The sequence below is a fragment of the Burkholderia sp. BCC1996 genome (assembly GCF_905339955.1).
Lineage (GTDB): Bacteria > Pseudomonadota > Gammaproteobacteria > Burkholderiales > Burkholderiaceae > Burkholderia.
The window spans coordinates 73,751-91,873 of the sequence record NZ_CAJPHM010000016.1 but is presented as its reverse complement, the minus strand read 5'-3'; the positions used below and the strand labels follow the sequence as shown (position 1 = coordinate 91,873).

General features: G+C 61.7%; 16 protein-coding genes. 12 read left to right on the top strand and 4 right to left on the bottom strand.

Features of this window, described 5'->3' with window-relative positions; translation table 11 throughout:
• The first annotated feature begins 35 nt into the window (after positions 1 to 35).
• Together U4Z64_RS23035 and U4Z64_RS23030 are read left to right on the top strand one after the other, a co-directional pair.
• Positions 36 to 4,679 (top strand): RHS repeat-associated core domain-containing protein, encoded by a 4,644-nt coding sequence (locus tag U4Z64_RS23035; RefSeq protein WP_321821180.1) that lies wholly within the window; start codon positions 36 to 38, stop codon positions 4,677 to 4,679.
• Positions 4,680 to 4,750: 71 nt separating this feature from the next.
• Entirely contained in the window at positions 4,751 to 5,110 is a 360-nt protein-coding gene (locus tag U4Z64_RS23030; protein ID WP_321801720.1) for an SMI1/KNR4 family protein, read from the top strand.
• Between the two features lie 58 nt (positions 5,111 to 5,168).
• Here the strand turns inward: U4Z64_RS23030 and U4Z64_RS23025 are convergent, their stop codons facing one another.
• Positions 5,169 to 5,486, bottom strand: coding sequence for a hypothetical protein (locus U4Z64_RS23025; protein WP_321821179.1), 318 nt, complete (start codon positions 5,484 to 5,486; stop codon positions 5,169 to 5,171).
• A 657-nt stretch (positions 5,487 to 6,143) separates the two neighbouring features.
• On the opposite strand from U4Z64_RS23025, the gene U4Z64_RS23020 reads away from it, so the two are divergent.
• From U4Z64_RS23020 to U4Z64_RS23010, 3 genes are all read left to right on the top strand, one after another.
• Entirely contained in the window at positions 6,144 to 6,674 is a 531-nt protein-coding gene (locus U4Z64_RS23020; protein WP_321821178.1) for an imm11 family protein, read from the top strand.
• Positions 6,675 to 6,912: 238 nt separating this feature from the next.
• Entirely contained in the window at positions 6,913 to 7,443 is a 531-nt protein-coding gene (locus tag U4Z64_RS23015) for a hypothetical protein (RefSeq protein ID WP_321810697.1), read from the top strand.
• Between the two features lie 173 nt (positions 7,444 to 7,616).
• Positions 7,617 to 7,916 carry a hypothetical protein gene (locus U4Z64_RS23010; protein WP_321821177.1) on the top strand — a complete coding sequence of 100 codons (300 nt, stop codon included), beginning with the start codon at positions 7,617 to 7,619 and terminating at the stop codon, positions 7,914 to 7,916.
• Between the two features lie 161 nt (positions 7,917 to 8,077).
• On the opposite strand, the gene icmH is transcribed toward U4Z64_RS23010, so the two are convergent.
• From icmH to tssJ, 3 genes are all read right to left on the bottom strand, one after another.
• On the bottom strand, positions 8,078 to 8,860 hold the full coding sequence (gene icmH, locus U4Z64_RS23005; protein ID WP_044845934.1) for a type IVB secretion system protein IcmH/DotU: 783 nt from the start codon (positions 8,858 to 8,860) through the stop codon (positions 8,078 to 8,080).
• Positions 8,857 to 10,203: a type VI secretion system baseplate subunit TssK gene (gene tssK / locus U4Z64_RS23000; RefSeq protein ID WP_124487867.1), complete on the bottom strand. Its 1,347-nt coding sequence runs from the start codon at positions 10,201 to 10,203 to the stop codon at positions 8,857 to 8,859. The genes icmH and tssK overlap by 4 nt, the downstream gene beginning before the upstream one ends.
• 102 nt (positions 10,204 to 10,305) lie before the next feature.
• Positions 10,306 to 10,917: a type VI secretion system lipoprotein TssJ gene (gene tssJ / locus U4Z64_RS22995; protein WP_044845932.1), complete on the bottom strand. Its 612-nt coding sequence runs from the start codon at positions 10,915 to 10,917 to the stop codon at positions 10,306 to 10,308.
• 378 nt (positions 10,918 to 11,295) lie between these two features.
• Between tssJ and U4Z64_RS22990 the strand changes: the two genes are divergently transcribed.
• The 7 genes from U4Z64_RS22990 (at position 11,296) to tssG (ending at position 18,102) form a co-directional block, all read left to right on the top strand.
• On the top strand, positions 11,296 to 11,937 hold the full coding sequence (locus U4Z64_RS22990; RefSeq protein WP_044845931.1) for a tetratricopeptide repeat protein: 642 nt from the start codon (positions 11,296 to 11,298) through the stop codon (positions 11,935 to 11,937).
• 44 nt (positions 11,938 to 11,981) lie between these two features.
• Positions 11,982 to 12,497: a type VI secretion system contractile sheath small subunit gene (gene tssB, locus U4Z64_RS22985; protein ID WP_044845930.1), complete on the top strand. Its 516-nt coding sequence runs from the start codon at positions 11,982 to 11,984 to the stop codon at positions 12,495 to 12,497.
• 15 nt (positions 12,498 to 12,512) lie between these two features.
• On the top strand, positions 12,513 to 14,003 hold the full coding sequence (gene tssC / locus U4Z64_RS22980) for a type VI secretion system contractile sheath large subunit (protein ID WP_006751237.1): 1,491 nt from the start codon (positions 12,513 to 12,515) through the stop codon (positions 14,001 to 14,003).
• A 70-nt stretch (positions 14,004 to 14,073) separates the two neighbouring features.
• A complete protein-coding gene (locus U4Z64_RS22975; protein ID WP_006477093.1) occupies positions 14,074 to 14,577 on the top strand; it encodes an Hcp family type VI secretion system effector in 504 nt (167 codons plus the stop codon).
• A 62-nt stretch (positions 14,578 to 14,639) separates the two neighbouring features.
• Positions 14,640 to 15,125, top strand: coding sequence for a type VI secretion system baseplate subunit TssE (tssE, locus tag U4Z64_RS22970; RefSeq protein WP_044845929.1), 486 nt, complete (start codon positions 14,640 to 14,642; stop codon positions 15,123 to 15,125).
• A gap of 77 nt (positions 15,126 to 15,202) precedes the next feature.
• On the top strand, positions 15,203 to 17,038 hold the full coding sequence (tssF, locus tag U4Z64_RS22965) for a type VI secretion system baseplate subunit TssF (RefSeq protein ID WP_124487868.1): 1,836 nt from the start codon (positions 15,203 to 15,205) through the stop codon (positions 17,036 to 17,038).
• A complete protein-coding gene (gene tssG, locus U4Z64_RS22960) occupies positions 17,002 to 18,102 on the top strand; it encodes a type VI secretion system baseplate subunit TssG (RefSeq protein ID WP_044845927.1) in 1,101 nt (366 codons plus the stop codon). Before tssF ends, tssG begins: the two co-directional genes overlap by 37 nt.
• The last annotated feature ends 21 nt before the right edge of the window (positions 18,103 to 18,123 follow it).

Here is an 18,123-nt window from a genome sequence, read left to right as displayed (position 1 = left end):
GCCGTCTTGAAAAAACGAATTGAACGAACAACGACATGGCACAACAACTTCCACCGGGCGCCGAGAAGGAACAGGCCGTTTCCTGGCTCAGCGATATTTCGCCGAAAGACGTAGCGGCGGGAGGCGACCGTTTCAACAAGTGGCTGCTCAAGATCAGCGGCAATCACATTTCGTTCGAGGATCTCAAGACCTTCGCAAGCGCGGTGCCGATCATCGGCAACCTGATGGCGTTTTACGATGCGGTGTGCGACATCGTGATGATCGTCGAGAAGCGCCACGCCAATCTGCTCGATTACCTTGGGCTTGCGATCAACCTGATCGGCGTCATTCCGGTTCCGCCGCCGCTGGCATCGTTTCGACTGTCGGCACGGCCGCTGCTGGCGCTCGTGCGCAATCAATTGCTGGTGTCTCGCGGCAATCTCGGCGCGGCGCTCATTTCGGTGCTCGTCACGCATGTCAACGCCGCGGCCGCGACCGAAATCGAGAACTTCCTGAAGACCCTGCAGGACGTTCTTGTCGAACTGCTGAACGACTGCGCGCATAAGGCGCAGGAGTTGATGCTCGGTATTGCTACCGGGCTGGAACTCGCCCTCAAAGGGCAAATTTTCGACAGCAGCGCCAACGTGCGGCGTACTGCGCAGATCGCCCGGAAGATGGACAAGCGGTCCTGGTACAACCCGATGCTGGTGGTTGATGCGATCGAGTACGGTTACGAAGGTTCGATCGCGTTGGGGAAGGAAGCCGGGAACGCGACGGTCGGGACTGCTGCGAAGCTTGCTCCGGATTCGTGGCTGCAACCGTTCCGCGATATCGTCGCGTTCCTGAAGGACGAGGCGCCGAAAGTCGCGAAGGCGATCCGCGATCTGAACGGCAGCGAAGAAGGCAAGATGCTGTGGCTGATCGCGCAAGTGATCGAGGCCGTGGCAAGGGTGCGCGCACGCGGGAAGCTTCACGAAAAGACCGCCGACGTGCCGCCCGGCGGCAAGGGGCGCGCGCAGCACGATCGTCCTCAGGAGCCGGCGGGTGCGATCGGACAGCAGGCGCATGCGGAAGGTGCCGGCCAGAGTCCTTGTAAAAGTTGCGGAATTGGCGCGTCGACCGGGTCGATCGATTTTGCTTTCGGCGATGAGACTTTCACTCACACGGACTTTGAACTGCCCGGCGCACTGCCGCTCGTCTGGGCGCGCACGTACCGGTCGCGCCTTTCCGCATACGACAACGGGGAACTTGGCGCGCGGTGGCTCACGCCGTATACGACGCGCCTCGATGTCGAAGGCGATACATGGTTCTTTCGCGATGCCAGCGGGCGCAGCATCGAATATCGAGCGCTTGCAGCCGGAGGTGTGCATGACGATCTCGCGGAAAACCTGACGCTGACGCGTCTGGACGAGACGTGGGTCGCGATCGCATACGGCCACGACGAGCTTCACGTGTATGAACGGCGCGGCAATGCGTTCCGGCTGGCGATGCAGAAGGACCGTGCGGGCAATGCGATCACGCTCGATTACGACGCACTCGACCGCGTGGCACGCCTGATCGATGCGAGCGGCAACGTGCTGTCGTTCGAGCACGACAAGCAAGGCCGGATCGTGCTGATCGAGCAGGTGCTCGACGATGGAAAGCGCCGTACGCTTGCGAGTTACGCCTATGACGAAGCGGGCGACCTCGTGCGCGCAACCGACCGGTATGGCAACGCGTGGAGCTATCAGTACAACCGCCATCTCGTGACACGCTATACCGATCGCACCGGCCGCGGGATGACGCTTGAATGGGACGGCGCGGACGCTGAAGACAACGCGAACGCGAAATGTGTGCGCGAGTACGCGGACGACGGCAGCCTCGATATCCGCCTTGCATGGCATCCGAACATTCGGCTGACCTACGTGACCGATGCGCTCGGTCAGATGTCACGCTATTACTTCAACATCAAGGGATACGTTTATCGAATCGCCTATCCGGACGGCAGCGAGGAATGGTTCCGGCGCGACGAGCATAACAATCTGACGCTGCACATTCTGCAGGACGGCAGCATCGAGCAGATGCGTTATGACGCACGTGGCAACCGGACCTGGCACGAGCGCGCGGACGGCAGCATCGTCGAGATGGCATACGACGACAAGGATCGGATGATCCGGCTCGTCGATCCGAACGGGCATGTGTGGCAGCGCAAGTACGACGATGCGGGCAATCTCGTCGAGGAAATCGATCCGCTCGAGCATGCGACGAAGTACGCCTACAACGACAAGGGGCTGCCTACGCAGATCACCGATGCGAAGGGCGGCTCGAAGGCGCTTGGATACAACGACGCCGGGCAATTGACGAGCTACACGGACTGCTCCGGAAAGAAGACGGAGTGGCGGTACGACGATATCGGCCGCGTGATCGAGACAAAGGACGCGTCCGGTGGCGTGGTTGCCTATGGTTATGGCCCGAATGGCCAATTGACGGAGACGCGTTCGCCGGCCGGTGTCGAGCACGTGCAATACGATGCTGAAGGCCGGTTGTTGCGGCATACGGATCAACTCAATCGATCGACCCGATACGGCTACGATGCAGCGGGTCGTATTGCGAGCCGCGCGGATGCGCTCGGGCAGACGATTGCGTATCGCTACGACCGTCTCGGCCGCTTGACCGCGCTGACCGATGCGAACCTTGCGACGTACCAGTTCCACTACGATCCGGCAGGGCGGTTGATCGAGGAAATCGGTTTTGACGGCAAGTCGACGCGTTATCAATACGACCCGGACAGCGGCAGCCTTGTTTCGGTTGATGAAGCGGGTTGCGTGACGTCGATCGACGTCGACGCAAACGGTCGCCTGATGAAGCGTGTGGCGGGGGAAAGCGAGGAACGGTTTGCCTACGACCGGAGCGGCAGGCTGATCGACGCAGTGAACCGGTACAGCCGCGTGCAGTTCTTCTTCGATCCGGTCGGCAATCTGGTGCGCGAACATCACGCGTACGATTTGTTCGGCGAGCGGCGTAGCTACGTCTGGCACCACGAATACGACGAGCTCGGCAACCGACGACGTACCGTGCGGCCGGATGGGCATGCGGTTGACTGGCTGATGTATGGCTCGGGGCATGTGCACGGGATGCTGCTCGATGGCGAGGAGCGTGTGCAATTCGAGCGCGATGACCTGCATCGCGAGACGGTACGCGTGTTGTCCAGCAAGGTCGGACAGCGCACGCATTACGATCCGGCAGGACGCGTACTGCAGCAGACGATCCAGCGATCGACCTCGCCCGCGCCGCTCGCCGAGCGGCGGTATCGCTATGACGCGGTCGGGCAATTGTCGCGGATCGAGGATAGTCGCAAGGGCGGGACGGACTATCGATACGATCCGGTCGGGCGGCTGATCGAGGCGATCAGTCCGGTCGCGAAGGAGCGGTTTGCGTTCGACCCGGCGAGCAACATCATCGATCCGGTGCGATCCACCGAAACGCCGGCCTCCCGTTCGAGCCCGGTGCGGCCGGAAAGCACGTTGCCGGTCGAGGTGCCGAAGGTGTTGGGCAATCTGCTGAAGGCGTATGCGGGGATGCACTTCGAGTACGACGCGCGCGGGAATCTGGTGCGCAAGCGCACGCCGGCGGGGGAGCAGGAATACGAGTGGGACGAGTTCAATCGCTTGCTGTCGGCGCGGGTTGCGGAGGCGTCGCGGCAGAGTCAGTCACGGTATTTCTATGATGCGTTCGGTCGTCGGATCGCGAAGGAGGTGAATGGCGAGCGGACGGTGTTCGGATGGGATGGCGACACGCTGGCGTACGAGAGCGATGGCGAGCGTGGCACACACTATCTGTACGAGCCGGGAACGTTTGTGCCGCTGGCGCAGTATGTGGCGGAACCGGTTGAGGGAATCTCGACGCCGGAGTGGAAGAGTACCGACCGCTACGTGCCGGAGGATGATCCGCTGCAGAAGATGCCGGAGCGGCGGGGTGACGCGGTGCCGTTCTATTACCACTGCGATCAGATCGGGACGCCGCAGTTGCTGACGGATGACGACGGCGATGTCGTGTGGGAAGCGTCATATAAGGCGTGGGGCGAAGCGCGGGAGGTCATTGCGCGAGTGTCGAAGGCAGCTGGGATCACGGCGAGGAATCCGCTGCGGTTTCAGGGGCAGCAGGGAGATGACGAGACGGGGCTGCATTACAACCGGTATCGGTACTATGATCCGAGTAGTGGCCGGTTTATTAGCAAGGACCCGATCGGTCTCGCGGGAGGTATCAATGTCTATCAATACGCGCTCAACCCTGTAGAGTGGATCGATCCGCTGGGTTTGAGTCGCTTCAAGAAAGGGAGCTGGGGGCCGTGTAAGAAAGGTACAGGTCTCACGTACACTGTTTTTCAGCAGGATATTGATTGGGATATGGAGCATCGAGGGAAAACCAATTTGCAACGAGCAATGGAAGGTGGTGCGCCATTTATGATGAAAGACGGCGTGCCTCAGCAGATTCAATTGCACCATTCTCGTCAACAATCAACCGGTCCCTTGTTCGAAGTAACAACCAGCACACATAGGGCTGCCAGGGGCGCAGGTCGCGAGGCATTGCATCCGTATGGAAATCAAAAGAATCCTGATTTCCCCGTTGATCGCGATGCCTTTGACATTGATCGAAAGCAATACTGGCAGGATCGCGCGGCAGAGGCAAATGCATCAAAAAATGGAGGGTGTAATCTGTGATTCCATCAACAGTCGATCAGTATCTGGCTGGATCTACCGGTGACGTCGCCAGAGGTGATCCGAAAGCAGCCATGAGGGCACTTCAAGATCTGGGCGTTGCTTCGGATACTGATTTTGGGCAGTTCTACCTCAAGTATCAGGGTGGCTTTATAAGTTCGCGACCTGTTGCTGAGTTGCTTGATATCGAGGGGCCATCTATTCCCGCAATTCCGGACCAAACGGATTATGTTAGGGATCGCTACGGTATTCCGGAGCAGTATCTGGCTTTAACGTCGGATGAAAGCGAAGGTATGTACCTGTACAGTAAGGATGATGGTGCTGTCTACGATCTCGATATTTCGGTTTTAAACGATTTCATAAATGGGAAGATCCCGGCTCGCTGGGCTACATTTAATGATTTCTTGATATGGTATTTTGAGTCACGGGTATAGATAAAAAGGGCCGCGAGAGCGGCCCTTGTTGTTTGTGTGATGTGTTGAAACTCGGCGTTCAGGTGGCGGTGATGGTGAGCTTGCCGTGTTCGAAATGAACGCGAACCTTCTGACTAGCGTGGAAACCTGCATTGTGAACCAGCTGTTGATGTCCACGCAAAATTGACCCACCTGAGGCAGCAATTTTCATCGAATTTTGACCCACACGATCGAACGGCGTCGTATAAGGCGTGGGGCGAAGCGGGGAGATGATTGCGCGAATTTCGAAGGCCGCGGGCATCGTACGAAGAACCCGCTGTAGTTTCGGGGTCAGATGTTGAAAATAAAGGGCAGCGATGTTGGCGGTGTTGCGGGAATTTGGTGGAATTTCATTCATCTTTGATTTGAAAGAGGGTGAGGTATTCCTCGGGACGCTCAATGGTCTCAAGGAACGTCAAAAATTCGAAACGCTCGTGAGTGATAGATCGGGCGGGGAAGTGACGATGGCTTTAGAAATACAAAAGATGGTGCGGAGGTTATTTTGTCGGCCGAGGCGTGTGAATATGCCGGTCACAAACTGGAGGAGTTGAAGATGGGTGGAGGATTTTCGACGCCTGAATTCGTACGGTTGAGAAATTTGAAATCGAAGGGCAAGGTCGTGGATACTTTTTTTGTTCTCAGAAATTAGCCTTGCAAGCGCGAATCGTATCAAAGGATTCGATCGATCTTGCGGGTGGCGATAACCTCTATCAATATGCGCCGACCCCGATGCGGTGGATCGATACGCATCACGAAACGCCCATACGCCGATGACTGCGAGAAGATCTCGCAGATGAATGAGAAATCAACAATGACGTGACGATAGGAAAGCAGCAGGGTTGGGGCCAGAAACAGTATGACCAGGCTCTGCGCGGAATCATTGCACGAGAGCGGGCCGAGCTGAAAGCAGGGAACCGTATGCTCAACAAGAACCATCGATCATGGGCGTGTCCAAACTGAGTGAGGAAATATGACGAAAATCTGGACCACAGAGGCGGACTATCCGGAAAGTCGGATGGCGCTCTACGATGAGGTAAAAAATGGCGTGGATCGCTTCGAGTTGCAGGCGGCAACTCGCCTCGTAAGATCTGATCCATTGGTATTCGAGCTTCCCAAAAAGGGTCTTTCAAAGATTCAAGATTACGGCGTCATCTGGTCGGACATCTTGATTCCGCTCGTAAGCGAAGCGGTGCGTATTGCGATTGAGGAGCTGGCGATTGACGGCGACGTACAGTTCATTCCGGCAGTTATTAAATCGAATGGAGAGGCTATCGGTGGCTCATACTTTCTTCTCAATCCGATGAGGAAAGTTGACGTGGTCGATCACGACGCTTCTGAGCCGATAGTGGTGAAAATATCGGGATTCCCTGATGCCAAAGTCGGCTTCAAAAAGATGATCTTGCGCTCCGATTTCTCTGCCAATGGTATTGGCCGGCAATACGACTCTCCGACATACATTGTCGTGGGGGATCAACTGGCTGACGCTGTATTGCGTGCCACGAAGAAGGGAGTCAGGTTCACAACGGGTATCCCGCCGGCCGGTTGATGCCAAACTGACCGACTGCTCCCCCGGAGCAGAGCGCACATTCGGCCATTGGGTTCGATAGTTGGGGCGAGGCGAAGCAACTCGCAAGTAGTCTTGGCGGAGTCAGACTGGGATTGGCCAGGATGTGACTTGATATGGTTATTATGCGATCCGTTCCGTAATTTTTATCCTCTTGTCGTTCGTAACAGCGTCATATGCCGACGATTTCTGGCCGAGAGCTGCAGCGGCCCCTGATCTGATGCATCCGAAGCTCTTCAAAGCCAATGGTTTGAGTTTCCAGCTTCCGGCAGATTGGCGGATCACGGCAAACGATCCGCTCCAGGGCACCGATGGCCGAGGAGTTAGTATCGAAGCCGACAAATCCGCATTCGAGGTACTGAATCTGGACGTCGTCGTTCAGGTGCTGCGAACCAAGGTCGCACCTTCTTCCGAAGGTACGGCGCAGTACCTGTACGAGAGCCAGGTCGACGACAAGCCCGCCCAGTACACGAAGCCGGAATTTGCACCGTTCATGCTGAACGGCAAGTATCCGGCGCTTGCTTCGCGCTATATGCACACGATCTTCAATCAAGACGAACTCTACGCGCATCGTCTCGATCTCGTCACCAGCAAGGTCTGTGGCAAGGGCTGGACCTGCGTGATCTTCTCGTCCGGATTGGCCGCGAACGAGCGCGCCGCCGAAGCAGGGCATGGCCAAGATCTACGAAACGGTCCGCTACCAACCCTGAAGGGCAGTCCGACGCGGGAAACTAGACGTGGTCCCGAATGACGGTATTACATGAGCCAACTGACCGACAGCCGCCACAGCGCCAACCCCGCGCATACGAACTTGGCATAATCACGCCTTGCTCGACACGAGCGCCGCTGCGCAGACACGCTTGTGCAACCGCCGCATCTTGGCTCGGGCGTATTGACTCCAGTCCCGTTACCACCGCAATACCCATGTCGACCATCACCGCGACCGCCGCGTCGCTGAAACACATTCTCGAACATCCCGGCGATTTTTCCGGTTGGCTCTGTTTGCCGCCGATGCCGTGGACGCTCGATACAGAGGGCGCATTCACCGAAGCCGCCACGCCGCCCGCTACCGCACCGCAACCCGGCTGGCGCGTCACGCTGAATAGCGCGACGATCGAGGACATCGTGATCAACGCGCATGACCAGGTCGACGAACCGAGCGTCGCGCAATTGTTCGACGCGTTCGTGTTCTACGTCGACAACGAGGAATTCATTCTGCTCTGACGACGCACGACGCACGACGCACGACGCACGACGCACGACGCACGACGCACGACGCACGACGCACGACGCACGACGACGCGCCCCACGCACCACAGTAAAAAAGGACCGCCGAGCGGTCCTTTCTTCACGAAGCGTCAACATCCGAACGAAAAGCCTGCCCCTCAAGGCAACGAAATCGTCAAATTCGCCGACTCCGGCCCGACCTTGATCACCTGCGAATAAGGCGCCAACGCCTGCAGCGTCTTGTCCTTGAGATAGGTATTGAGCCCGAGATACCCGAGCAGGGCCACCAGCGCAAACACGGCCCCGATCGCCCAAACCGGCACCTCCCGCTTCAGCCGATGCGCGATCTGATCCGGCAGCGGCCAATGCGGCGCAAACGCCGCCCGCTTGCCCTTCATATGCGCGATCTCATCCCCCAGCCGCGCGGTCAGATACGCGAGCTTCTCCGGCCCCTCGAGCAGATACTTGCCCTGGAACCCGAGCAGCAGGCACATATGAAACACCTCGAGCGACTGCAACCGCGCCGCGCCTTGCGCGCGACATTCCTCGAGATACTGAAAGAACTTCTCCCCCGCGAGCTGCTCGCCGAACAGCACGAGCTGCAGCGGCCGGCGTTCCCAGTCGGTGCGGATCTTGAACTGCGACGACAGCACCATTTCATCGACCGCCGCGCAATACGCGAACTTCGCGCCATACACGTCCTCGGCCGGGATGTTCAGCTTCTTCGCGCCACGCTCGAAATCCGCCAGAAACTCCTGGATCTTCGTGCTGAACTCGCTCGCGCTGTCCGGCTCGCGGCCGTTCTTGAGCAGGAACAGCATGAAGAACCCGTCGTACAGCAGGTCGAGCAGCGAACGGGCCTGGAACGCGGCGTCGGTCGACGCCGGGGTATGCAGCGGGGCCGGCGCGTTGTCGCCGAACAGGGAAGGCGCGTAGCTCATGATGTGACCGCGATCAGTTCGAATTTCAGGTCATTGATGCCAGTCGGCGCGTAGATCATCGCGGACTGGGCCTGCAGCATGCGCTCGTACAACGCGCCGCGCGAGTCGAGCTGGAAATAGCATGCACCGGGCCGCACCGGAATCGCGGGCGGCACCTGCGGCATGTACGACAGCCGCACGCCGGGCATTGCCGACAGCACGAGCTTGTCGACGTCGTCGGGCGCGCCGACCTTGAAGCGCGCCGGCACCGCATCGATGAGCTCGACGTTCGGCATGTCCGCTGACACCGCGAGATAGAACTCGGTCTTGTCGTCGATCTTGCCCGAATCGAGGCGGCCGAGGTGGAACGACGGACGCACCTCGTCGAGCGTGATCGCGAAGTAGCGCGTCGAGATCACGGTGTCGAGCAGCTCGCGCAGCATCAGGTCGAGACGCGCAAAGCTCGGGCCCGGATCGTCATGGCGATACACGGGCAGGTCGGCGAGCGTGTAGCCCTTCGAAAACGTCATCAGCTGCCCCGCGAGGCGCAGCAGTTCCTGGAACAGCCGCTCCGGATGCAGCGCCGCGTGCTGGTGCAGGTGCGCGAGCGTCGCGAACGCGGCATTCGCCGTGTGCAGCAGCCAGAACGACGCGATGTCGCCCGAGCGGAACTCGATGATGTTCTTCGACGGTTCGCGGTGAAAACCGTACAGCGCGTTCACCTTCGCCTGCAGCGCGTCGACGAGCTGGCGCAGCCGCTGGTGCAGGATCGGCGACGCGTCGATCGCGAGGCACGGCGGCACGAAGCTGTCGTCCATCTCGAAGCCGGACGTCGCGGTGCGGCGCACGCGCACGAGCGGCACCGACAGCAGCTGGTCGCGCGGCTCGCTGTGCGCGATCAGCTTGACCTGCGTCTTCAGGAACGTGATGTCGGCTTCGGCGGCGTCGGTGAAGTTGTCGGCGACGCTCGTCTGCTCGCTGACGAAACGCGTCATGAAGCCGGCGGCGGGATCGTCGCTGTAGTTGGTGCCGTTCTCGCGCAGCGGGTGCAGCGCGAGGTAGAACACGAATTCGTTGATGCCGTCGGGCAGCGTGTCGAGCGCGATCGGCGGCGGCAGGTCGTCGGCCTGCGGCGCGGCGTAAAGCGCGCCGTCCGGGAACACGAGCGCGAGCTCGGCCACGCGCAGCACGTTGCTGCCGAGCGCATCGCGGTCGATGCGCACCGAGCGCACGCCCCAGTTGTACGGCTGGATCGCCTGGATGGATTCGAACAGGCGCGCCTCGTGGTACGCGTCCTGCCGCTGAAAGTGTTGAGGCCGGAGGAACAGCCCTTCCCCCCACAGCACCTTGGCCGAATAACTCATGTCAAATCCGGTTAATGTCGCGTTGCGATGTAATCGATTTGTTCGTGCCCGAATTAATCGCCATTTTGTTAACTCTTGTTAAATGACATTCGTGCGTCATGTTTAACCGCAGGTCACCGACGAAAGCAAATTCAGCGGTTGCGAAGGCGCACCCTGTTGCGGTGCGATGACAGAGCCGTCGGTGACCGTCATCGCGCAATTATGCAGGCCGATGATTATGCCGGATTTCTCCGACTTTGCCGGGTCGAACGTCAGTTTCCATCGCTGGATTGCGGGATCGCGGAACAGCGCGACGATGCCGAATGCCTGCGCTTCGCGCGATAGCTTTTCGGTTGCCGTATAGCGCTGGCCCGGAATCAGCGTGATTTCACGCACGTTCAGCAGATCGGCGCCCAGCGCGGCCTTTTCCTTGGTCGGATCGGTGAATGCGTCGAATGGCGCCTGCTGGAATGAAGTCGGATCCTTCAGCGCGTAGAGCCTGACCACTAACGCGAGCGGCTTGTGATCGTTCGCGGCATTGAGGTTCGGCGCGGCGGCGAGCGTGAGCCCGATGTTGCGCGGCGGTTTCTGGGCATCCGGCACGTCGGGCTTGCCGACGCCGGCGGCCTGCATGACGGCGCTCGCGGCGGAGCCGAGCAGCGGGGCGGCCGCGCATCCGGCCAGGAGCGCGCAGGCAATCAGCGGCAGCGCATAGCGAATCATGGACGATCTCATCGTATTTCCGGCGTGCCGCCTTTAACTTCCCTGTCAAAACTGCCGGGTATTTCCGCGTTCGCCGCGAATCCCCGGCGTATCGGCCGTTCAACTATTAAGCACACGCGCCCGGCAGCGTGCCTTCGGAAATTTTTTCCGTCGTTCGCGCAAAGCGTTGCAGGCCAAGTAAAACTTGCGCATTCCGGTCGATGCGAAAGCCGTCGGCGAGCCGCTGCCAGAGGCGTTTCGAGGGGGTGGCGCACGATTTTAAAAGGAATTACTCTGCACGCAGCGATTGAATTATGAAAAATTGATCGGTACTATACCCGCGCGCTTCTTGCAAAGCAAAAGAACCAGATTCTCAACGATTTTAATACTCACGCGCCGGTGGATATAACGATGAAAGACCGTCTCTTCGCAAAACTTTCTGGGGTAGTGCTGGCTTGCGGCGTGATCGCCGGTTGTGCGAGCCAGCCGCCGGCGCCGCCGTCTGCCGAGGTGTTCAACAAGTCGCTGGCCGATGCGGACGCCGTCGCGAAATCGGGTGACCAGGACAAGGCGCTCGGCCTGTACCAGCAGCTCGCGAAGTCGGATCCGACGCGCGAGGAACCGTGGTCGCGCATCGCGCAGATCCAGTTTGCCCAGAATCACTACGGCCAGGCGATCGTCGCCGCGCAGGAAGCACTGCAGCGCGATGCGACCGACCGTCAGGCGAAGAGCGTGCTCGCGGTCGCGGGGCTGCGGATCGCGACGCAGTCGCTCGGCGAACTGCGCCAGGATTCGTCGCTCGCGGGCGATGCGAAGTCGGACGCGCAGGCGCTCGCGAAGCAGCTGCGCGACACGCTCGGCGAATCGGCGCTGTTCCCGCCGGAGCAGAAGACGCAAACGCGCAAGGTCGTGCGTCGCCAGATTCACCGTCCGAAGGCCGGCGCCGGCGCTGCAACCGAGGTCGCCGCCGGTGCTGCCACCACGCCGACGGCGTCGGGCAACACCGCGCCGCAGAAGGGCGGCGCCGATCCGTTCAGCGCACTGCGCAACTGACCGCAACTGACGCGATAACCACAACTAACCTGGGAGCCGTCGAGATGGCCAAGAAAGAAAGCATTCAGAAAAGCTTGCAGAAAATACGGCCGCCGCGCGTCCAGCTGACCTACGAGGTCGAGAAGGGCGATGCGATCGAGGTAAAGGAACTGCCGTTCGTCGTCGGGGTCGTCGGCGATCTGGCGGGCCAGTCGGAAGTCGAGCAGCCGAAGCTGCGCGACCGCAAGTTCGTCAACATCGACCGTGACAACTTCGACGACGTGATGAAGGCGATCGAGCCGCGTGCCGCGTTCCAGGTGGAAAACCGCCTGAGCCCGGAAGGCGGCAAGTTCGCGGTCGACCTGAAGTTCCGTTCGCTGTCGGATTTCAGCCCGGACGAAGTCGTCGAACAGGTCGAGCCGCTGCGCCGCCTGCTCGAGGCGCGCTCGAAGCTCGCCGACCTGCGCAACAAGCTCGCCGGCAACGACAAGCTCGAGGACCTGCTGTCCGAAGTGCTGAAGAACACGCAGCAGCTGCAGGAGCTCGCGAAGGGCACCGGCGGCGACAAAGACGGCGAATGACGACGGAGTGTTGAGATGAACCAGCAAACGGCTGCGGCCCAAGCGAGCGGCGCGGAATACGCCGCCGGGACTTCGCTGCTCGACGACATCGTCGAGAAGAGCAAGGTCGCGAAATCCGATTCCGAGCATGCACGTGCGAAGGACCTGATCGGCGAACTCGTGCACCAGGTGCTCGACGGCACGGTGATCGTGTCGGACAACCTGTCGGCGACGATCGACGCGCGCGTCGCGGAACTCGATCGCCTGATCTCCACGCAGCTGTCCGCGGTGATGCACGCGCCGGAATTCCAGCGCCTCGAAAGCACGTGGCGCGGGATGGATTACCTGGTCAAGGAAAGCAACACCGGCCAGACGATCAAGATCAAGGCGCTGCACGCACCGAAGCGCGACCTCGTGCGCGACTTCAAGGGCGCGAGCGAGTTCGACCAGAGCGCGCTGTTCAAGAAGGTCTACGAAGAAGAGTTCGGCACGTTCGGCGGCTCGCCGTTCGGTGCGCTGATCGGCGATTACGAGATCTCGCGCCAGCCGGAAGACATGTACTTCATCGAGCAGATGTCGCACGTCGCGGCGGCCGCGCACGCGCCGTTCATCGCGTCGGCGTCGCCCGAGCTGCTCGGCCTCGAGTCGTTCTCCGACCTCGGCAAGCCGCGCGATCTCGGCAAGGTGTTCGACACCGTCGAATACGCGAAGTGGAAGTCGTTCCGCGATTCGGAAGACTCGCGCTACGTCGGCCTCACGCTGCCGCGCTTCCTCGGCCGCCTGCCGTTCAATCCGAAGGACGGCCAGACGGCGGAGAACTTCAACTTCGTCGAGGACGTCGACGGCACCGAGCACGACAAGTACCTGTGGTGCAACGCGGCGTGGGCCTTCGCGGCACGCCTGACGGCCGCGTTCGACGACTTCGGCTGGTGCGCGGCGATCCGCGGCGTCGAGGGCGGCGGTCTCGTCGAGGACCTGCCGACCCACACGTTCAAGACCGACGACGGTGAAGTCGCGCTGAAGTGCCCGACCGAAATCGCGATCACCGATCGCCGCGAGAAGGAGCTGAGCGACCTCGGCTTCATCCCGCTCGTGCATTGCAAGAACTCGGATTACGCTGCGTTCTTCGCCGCGCAATCGGTGCAGAAACCGAAAAAATACAGCACCGACAGCGCGAATGCGAACGCCGTCCTGTCCGCCCAGCTTCAGTACATCTTCTCGGTATCGCGCGTCGCGCACTACCTGAAGGCGATGATGCGGGACAAGATCGGCAGCTTCGCATCGGCGCAGAACGTGGAGACTTTCCTCAACCGGTGGATTTCGCAGTACGTCCTGCTCGACGACAACGCATCGCAGGAACAGAAGGCGCAATTTCCGCTGCGCGAGGCATCCATACAAGTGTCGGAGATTCCGGGCAAGCCGGGCTCGTATCGTTCGGTCGCGTTCCTGCGTCCGCACTTTCAGCTCGACGAACTCTCGATTTCTCTGCGACTTGTCGCTGATCTGCCCAAACCGGCAAATTCATAAGCGAGTAAATCGCCCGGGCGGGCCGCCTGGGTAGGACGTTAAAACCACCTCTTTGGGGAGTCGAAGGGCCATGTTACATATGCACTTGCAGTTTGGTAGTCCGGCGGTGAAGGGCGAATCCGCGGACAAGGACCATCAAGGCTGGATCGAGCTGAAATCGTGGGATCACTCGATCGTTCAGCCGCGTTCGGCAACGGCATCGACCGCAGGCGGTCACACGATGACGCGCTGCGAGCACGGCGACATGATTTTCACGAAGGAAATCGATTCGTCGAGCCCGCTGCTGTATCAGCACGCGTCGGGCGGCACCACGTTCGATGAAGTGACGGTCCATTTCTCGCGCGCGGACGGTGAAGGCAAGCGCGTGCAGTATCTGGAAGTGAAGCTCAAGTACGTGATCATCTCGAGCATCGCACCGAGCGTTCGCGAAGAAGGTCTGCCGCTCGAGACGTTCTCGCTGAAGTACGCGGCCGTGCAGTGGAAGCAGACCCAGCAGAAGATCGGCGGCAACCAGGGCGGCAACACGCAAGGCGCCTGGAGCCTGACGAAGAACGACAAGACCTACGCGGTCTAAGGTCGGTTGCGGCAACGGGGCGCTCGGCGTCCCGTTGCCGTTTTCGCTGTGCACGCCGGCCGATGAAAAGATTCGAACCCAGTTTTCTCGACAAGCTGTTCGACGACGAACCGCACCTGCCGGCCTCGGCCGCGATGCGGCAATTGTCGCTGGACGAGCTCAAGAACACGGTCGCCCGCGACGTCGAGGCGATCCTCAACACCCGTATCGCGCACACCGAAATCGAGCTGGCCGCGCTGCCGGAATGCCAGAAGTCGGTGCTGACCTACGGGCTGAACGATTTCGCGGGGCTGAGCCTCGCGAGTCACTACGACCGCGCGTTCATCTGCAAGTCGATCCAGCAGGCCATCGCGCGCCACGAGCCGCGGCTGCAGCAGGTGCAGGTGACGTTCGAGCTGAACGAGCAGTCGACCAACGCGCTTTACTTCGCGATCCAGGCGCTGCTCGTCGTGCACCCGGCCGAGGAGCCGGTGAGTTTCGATGCGATGCTGCAGCCGTCGACGCTGCAGTATTCGGTCACGCGCGCACGCGCGGCCAGAATGCTGTGAATCGAGCTGCCGAGCGGGCCGGACCGCCCGGTGGTGGATCAGGGTCCGGCAGGAAATATTGAGGTTCGGGGTCGTCGATGGAAGAATTGCTGCCGTATTACGAGCGCGAATTATCGTTTTTGCGGCGCTATTCGCGAGATTTCGCCGAGCGCTATCCGAAGATCGCCGCGCGGCTCGCGTTGTCCGGCGAGCACTGCGAGGATCCGCACGTCGAGCGGATGATTGAGTCGTTCGCGCTGCTCGGCGCGCGCATCAACAAGAAGCTCGACGACGACTACCCGGAATTCACCGAAGCGCTGCTGGAAGTGCTGTATCCGCACTACCTGCGGCCGTTCCCGTCGTGCTCGATCGCGCAGTTCACGCCGGCGTCGCCCGGCCAGCAGACCGAACCGGTCGTGATCGACCGCGGCACCGAGCTGAAGAGCCGCCCGATCCGCGGCGTGCAGTGCCGGTTCCGCACCGCGTACGACGTGACGCTCGCGCCGATCCGCATCTCGGAGGCGCGCTACACGCCGGTCGCGCTCGCGCCGAGCGCGACGGTGCTGCCGTCCAACGCGACGGGCGTGATCTCGATCACGTTCGAATCGCTCGCCGCGCAGCTCGATCTCGGCGCGCTGAAGCTGCCGACGCTGCGCGCGCACCTGCACGGCGAGCAGTCGTTCGTCGCCGCGCTGACCGACTGCCTGTTCGTCAACGTGCTCGGCGCGTACGTCGAGCCCGAGCGCAACGGCCGCTGGACCGCGCTGCGCAAGCTGCCGATCGCGCACGCCGGCTTCGACGAGGACGACGCGCTGATCGACTACCCGGCGAAGTCGCATCCCGCGTATCGCCTGCTCACCGAATACTTCGCGTTCCCCGACAAGTTCGATTTCGTCGATTTCGATCTTGCGGCGATCGCGCGCGCGTCGGGCCGATGCCAGCGCGCGACGCTGCATCTGGTGCTGCAGGACGTGCGCAGCGATTCGCACGTCGCGCGGCTGCTCGAGTTGCTGACGGCCAGCCATTTCCGGCTGTTCTGCACGCCGATCGTCAACCTGTTCCGCCAGCATGGCGAGCCGATCCGCATCACGCACCGCGCGGTGTCGTATCCGGTGATCGCCGAAGCGCGCCGCGCGTTCGCGTACGAGGTGTACTCGATCGATTCGGTGAAGCTCGTCCGGCAGCAGGCGCATGAAGAATCGGTGATCGAGTTCCGGCCGTTCTATTCGCTGCATCACGGCGAATCGGCACGGATCGGTCACTACTGGTTCGCGCGCCGCAACGACTGGGTCGCGCAGAAAAGCCCCGGCTACGAAACCGAGATCTCGATCGTCGACATCGACTTCGAGCCGACCTCGCCGCAGACCGACACGCTGAGCCTCGATCTCACCTGCACGAACCGCGACCTGCCGGCGATGCTCGCCTTTGGCCTCGAAGGCGGCGACCTGTTCCAGGAAGGCGGCGCGCAGACGAGCGGCATCTCGATGCTGCGCCGCCCGACGCAGAGCGTGCGCTTCGAGCGCGGCCGCGCCGCGCACTGGCGGCTCGTGTCGCATCTCGCGCTGAACCACGTGTCGCTGGTCGCGCACGGGCTCGCGCCGCTCAAGGAAATGCTGACGCTTTACGACCTGCGGCGCACCGCCGTGTCGATGCGCCAGATCGACGGCCTCGCCGGCGTCGAGCAGCGCGGCGCCGTGCAGTGGCTGCCCGGCAAGCCGTTCGCGACCTTCGTGCGCGGCATCGAGATCCGCCTGACGATCGACGAGGAGCACTTCGTCGGTGCGAGCCTCGCGTCGTTCGTGCGCGTGCTCGACAGCTTCTTCGGGCTGTACGTCCATCTCAACAGTTTCGTTCAACTAGTCGTGGTGTCGAAGCGCACCGGCGAGGAGATCATTCGATGCAAGCCCCGCACCGGCGAATCGATCCTGGCGTAGTCGACGCGCTGCTCGATGAGCCGCACCGCTTCGAGTTCTTCCAGGCGGTGCGCGTGCTCGAAGGGCTGTTCGCGCGGCAGGCGTCCGATGCCCCCGGCGCGTGGCGGCAGGGCGACGTCGTCGCGCAGCGCATCGAATTCCGCAACACGCTGTCGCTCGGCTTTCCGCCGAGCGAGATCGAAGGCGCCCGCTCGTTCGACGACGACGGCACGCTGCTCGACTCGGGCGAGGATCGCGGCGCCGCGCTCGCGGCCGGCGAGCTCGGTCACGTCGAACTGACACCCGCATTCTTCGGGCTGCTCGGCGGGCAGGGCGCGCTGCCGCTGCACTACACCGAGCAGATCGTCGCGCGCGAGCACCTGAAGCGCGACCACGCGGCGCGCGCCTTCTTCGACGTGTTCTCGAACCGCGCGACCGCGCTGTTCTACGCGGCGTGGAAGAAATACCGGCTGCCGTTCCATTACGAACTCGACCGCGACGAGCGCTACCTGCCGCTCCTGCTCGCGATCGCCGGCGTGCCGAGCGACGAGGTGCGCGACAGCCTCGCGGCCGGCGCGGGCGGCGTGCTCGACGAGGCCGTCGCCGGCTACGCGCTCGCCGCGCGGCACCGGCCGATGTCGGCCGCCTACCTGCAGCGCACGCTGTCCGATTACTTCCGCGTGCCGGTGAAGATCGACCAGTTCGTCGGCAAGTGGTACGACGTGCCGCCCGACCAGCTGAGCGTGCTCGGCGAGGTCAACGCGGTGCTCGGCGCGACGGCGCTCGTCGGCGAACGCGTATGGCAGCGCGACATGCGCGCGCGGATCGTCGTCGGCCCGCTGTCCAAGCGCGACTACGAGGCGTTCCTGCCCGGCGGCGCGCAGGCCGTCGCGCTCGAACGCATGCTGACGCTGCTCGCCGGCGTCACGCTCGAATACGAGGTGAAGCTCGTGCTGAAACGCACCGAGGTCGGTGCAAGTGTGCTCGGCGCGGGCTCGCGGCTCGGCTGGGACGCGTTCCTCTGCACGCGCGACGCGGCCGAAGACCGCTGGGACGCCCGCTACGAACTGCACGTGATTCACTGATTCCGAATGACAACAAACAAT

Excerpts from the sequence above, each read along its gene's own strand:
- U4Z64_RS23035 (WP_321821180.1), top strand. The coding sequence starts at position 36 with ATGGCACAACAACTTCCACCGGGCGCCGAGAAGGAACAGGCCGTTTCC.
- U4Z64_RS23030 (WP_321801720.1), top strand. The coding sequence starts at position 4,751 with ATGAGGGCACTTCAAGATCTGGGCGTTGCTTCGGATACTGATTTTGGG.
- U4Z64_RS23025 (WP_321821179.1), bottom strand. The coding sequence starts at position 5,486 with ATGAATGAAATTCCACCAAATTCCCGCAACACCGCCAACATCGCTGCC.
- U4Z64_RS23020 (WP_321821178.1), top strand. The coding sequence starts at position 6,144 with ATGGCGCTCTACGATGAGGTAAAAAATGGCGTGGATCGCTTCGAGTTG.
- U4Z64_RS23015 (WP_321810697.1), top strand. The coding sequence starts at position 6,913 with ATGCATCCGAAGCTCTTCAAAGCCAATGGTTTGAGTTTCCAGCTTCCG.
- U4Z64_RS23010 (WP_321821177.1), top strand. The coding sequence starts at position 7,617 with ATGTCGACCATCACCGCGACCGCCGCGTCGCTGAAACACATTCTCGAA.
- icmH (WP_044845934.1), bottom strand. The coding sequence starts at position 8,860 with ATGAGCTACGCGCCTTCCCTGTTCGGCGACAACGCGCCGGCCCCGCTG.
- tssK (WP_124487867.1), bottom strand. The coding sequence starts at position 10,203 with ATGAGTTATTCGGCCAAGGTGCTGTGGGGGGAAGGGCTGTTCCTCCGG.
- tssJ (WP_044845932.1), bottom strand. The coding sequence starts at position 10,917 with ATGAGATCGTCCATGATTCGCTATGCGCTGCCGCTGATTGCCTGCGCG.
- U4Z64_RS22990 (WP_044845931.1), top strand. The coding sequence starts at position 11,296 with ATGAAAGACCGTCTCTTCGCAAAACTTTCTGGGGTAGTGCTGGCTTGC.
- tssB (WP_044845930.1), top strand. The coding sequence starts at position 11,982 with ATGGCCAAGAAAGAAAGCATTCAGAAAAGCTTGCAGAAAATACGGCCG.
- tssC (WP_006751237.1), top strand. The coding sequence starts at position 12,513 with ATGAACCAGCAAACGGCTGCGGCCCAAGCGAGCGGCGCGGAATACGCC.
- U4Z64_RS22975 (WP_006477093.1), top strand. The coding sequence starts at position 14,074 with ATGTTACATATGCACTTGCAGTTTGGTAGTCCGGCGGTGAAGGGCGAA.
- tssE (WP_044845929.1), top strand. The coding sequence starts at position 14,640 with ATGAAAAGATTCGAACCCAGTTTTCTCGACAAGCTGTTCGACGACGAA.
- tssF (WP_124487868.1), top strand. The coding sequence starts at position 15,203 with ATGGAAGAATTGCTGCCGTATTACGAGCGCGAATTATCGTTTTTGCGG.
- tssG (WP_044845927.1), top strand. The coding sequence starts at position 17,002 with ATGCAAGCCCCGCACCGGCGAATCGATCCTGGCGTAGTCGACGCGCTG.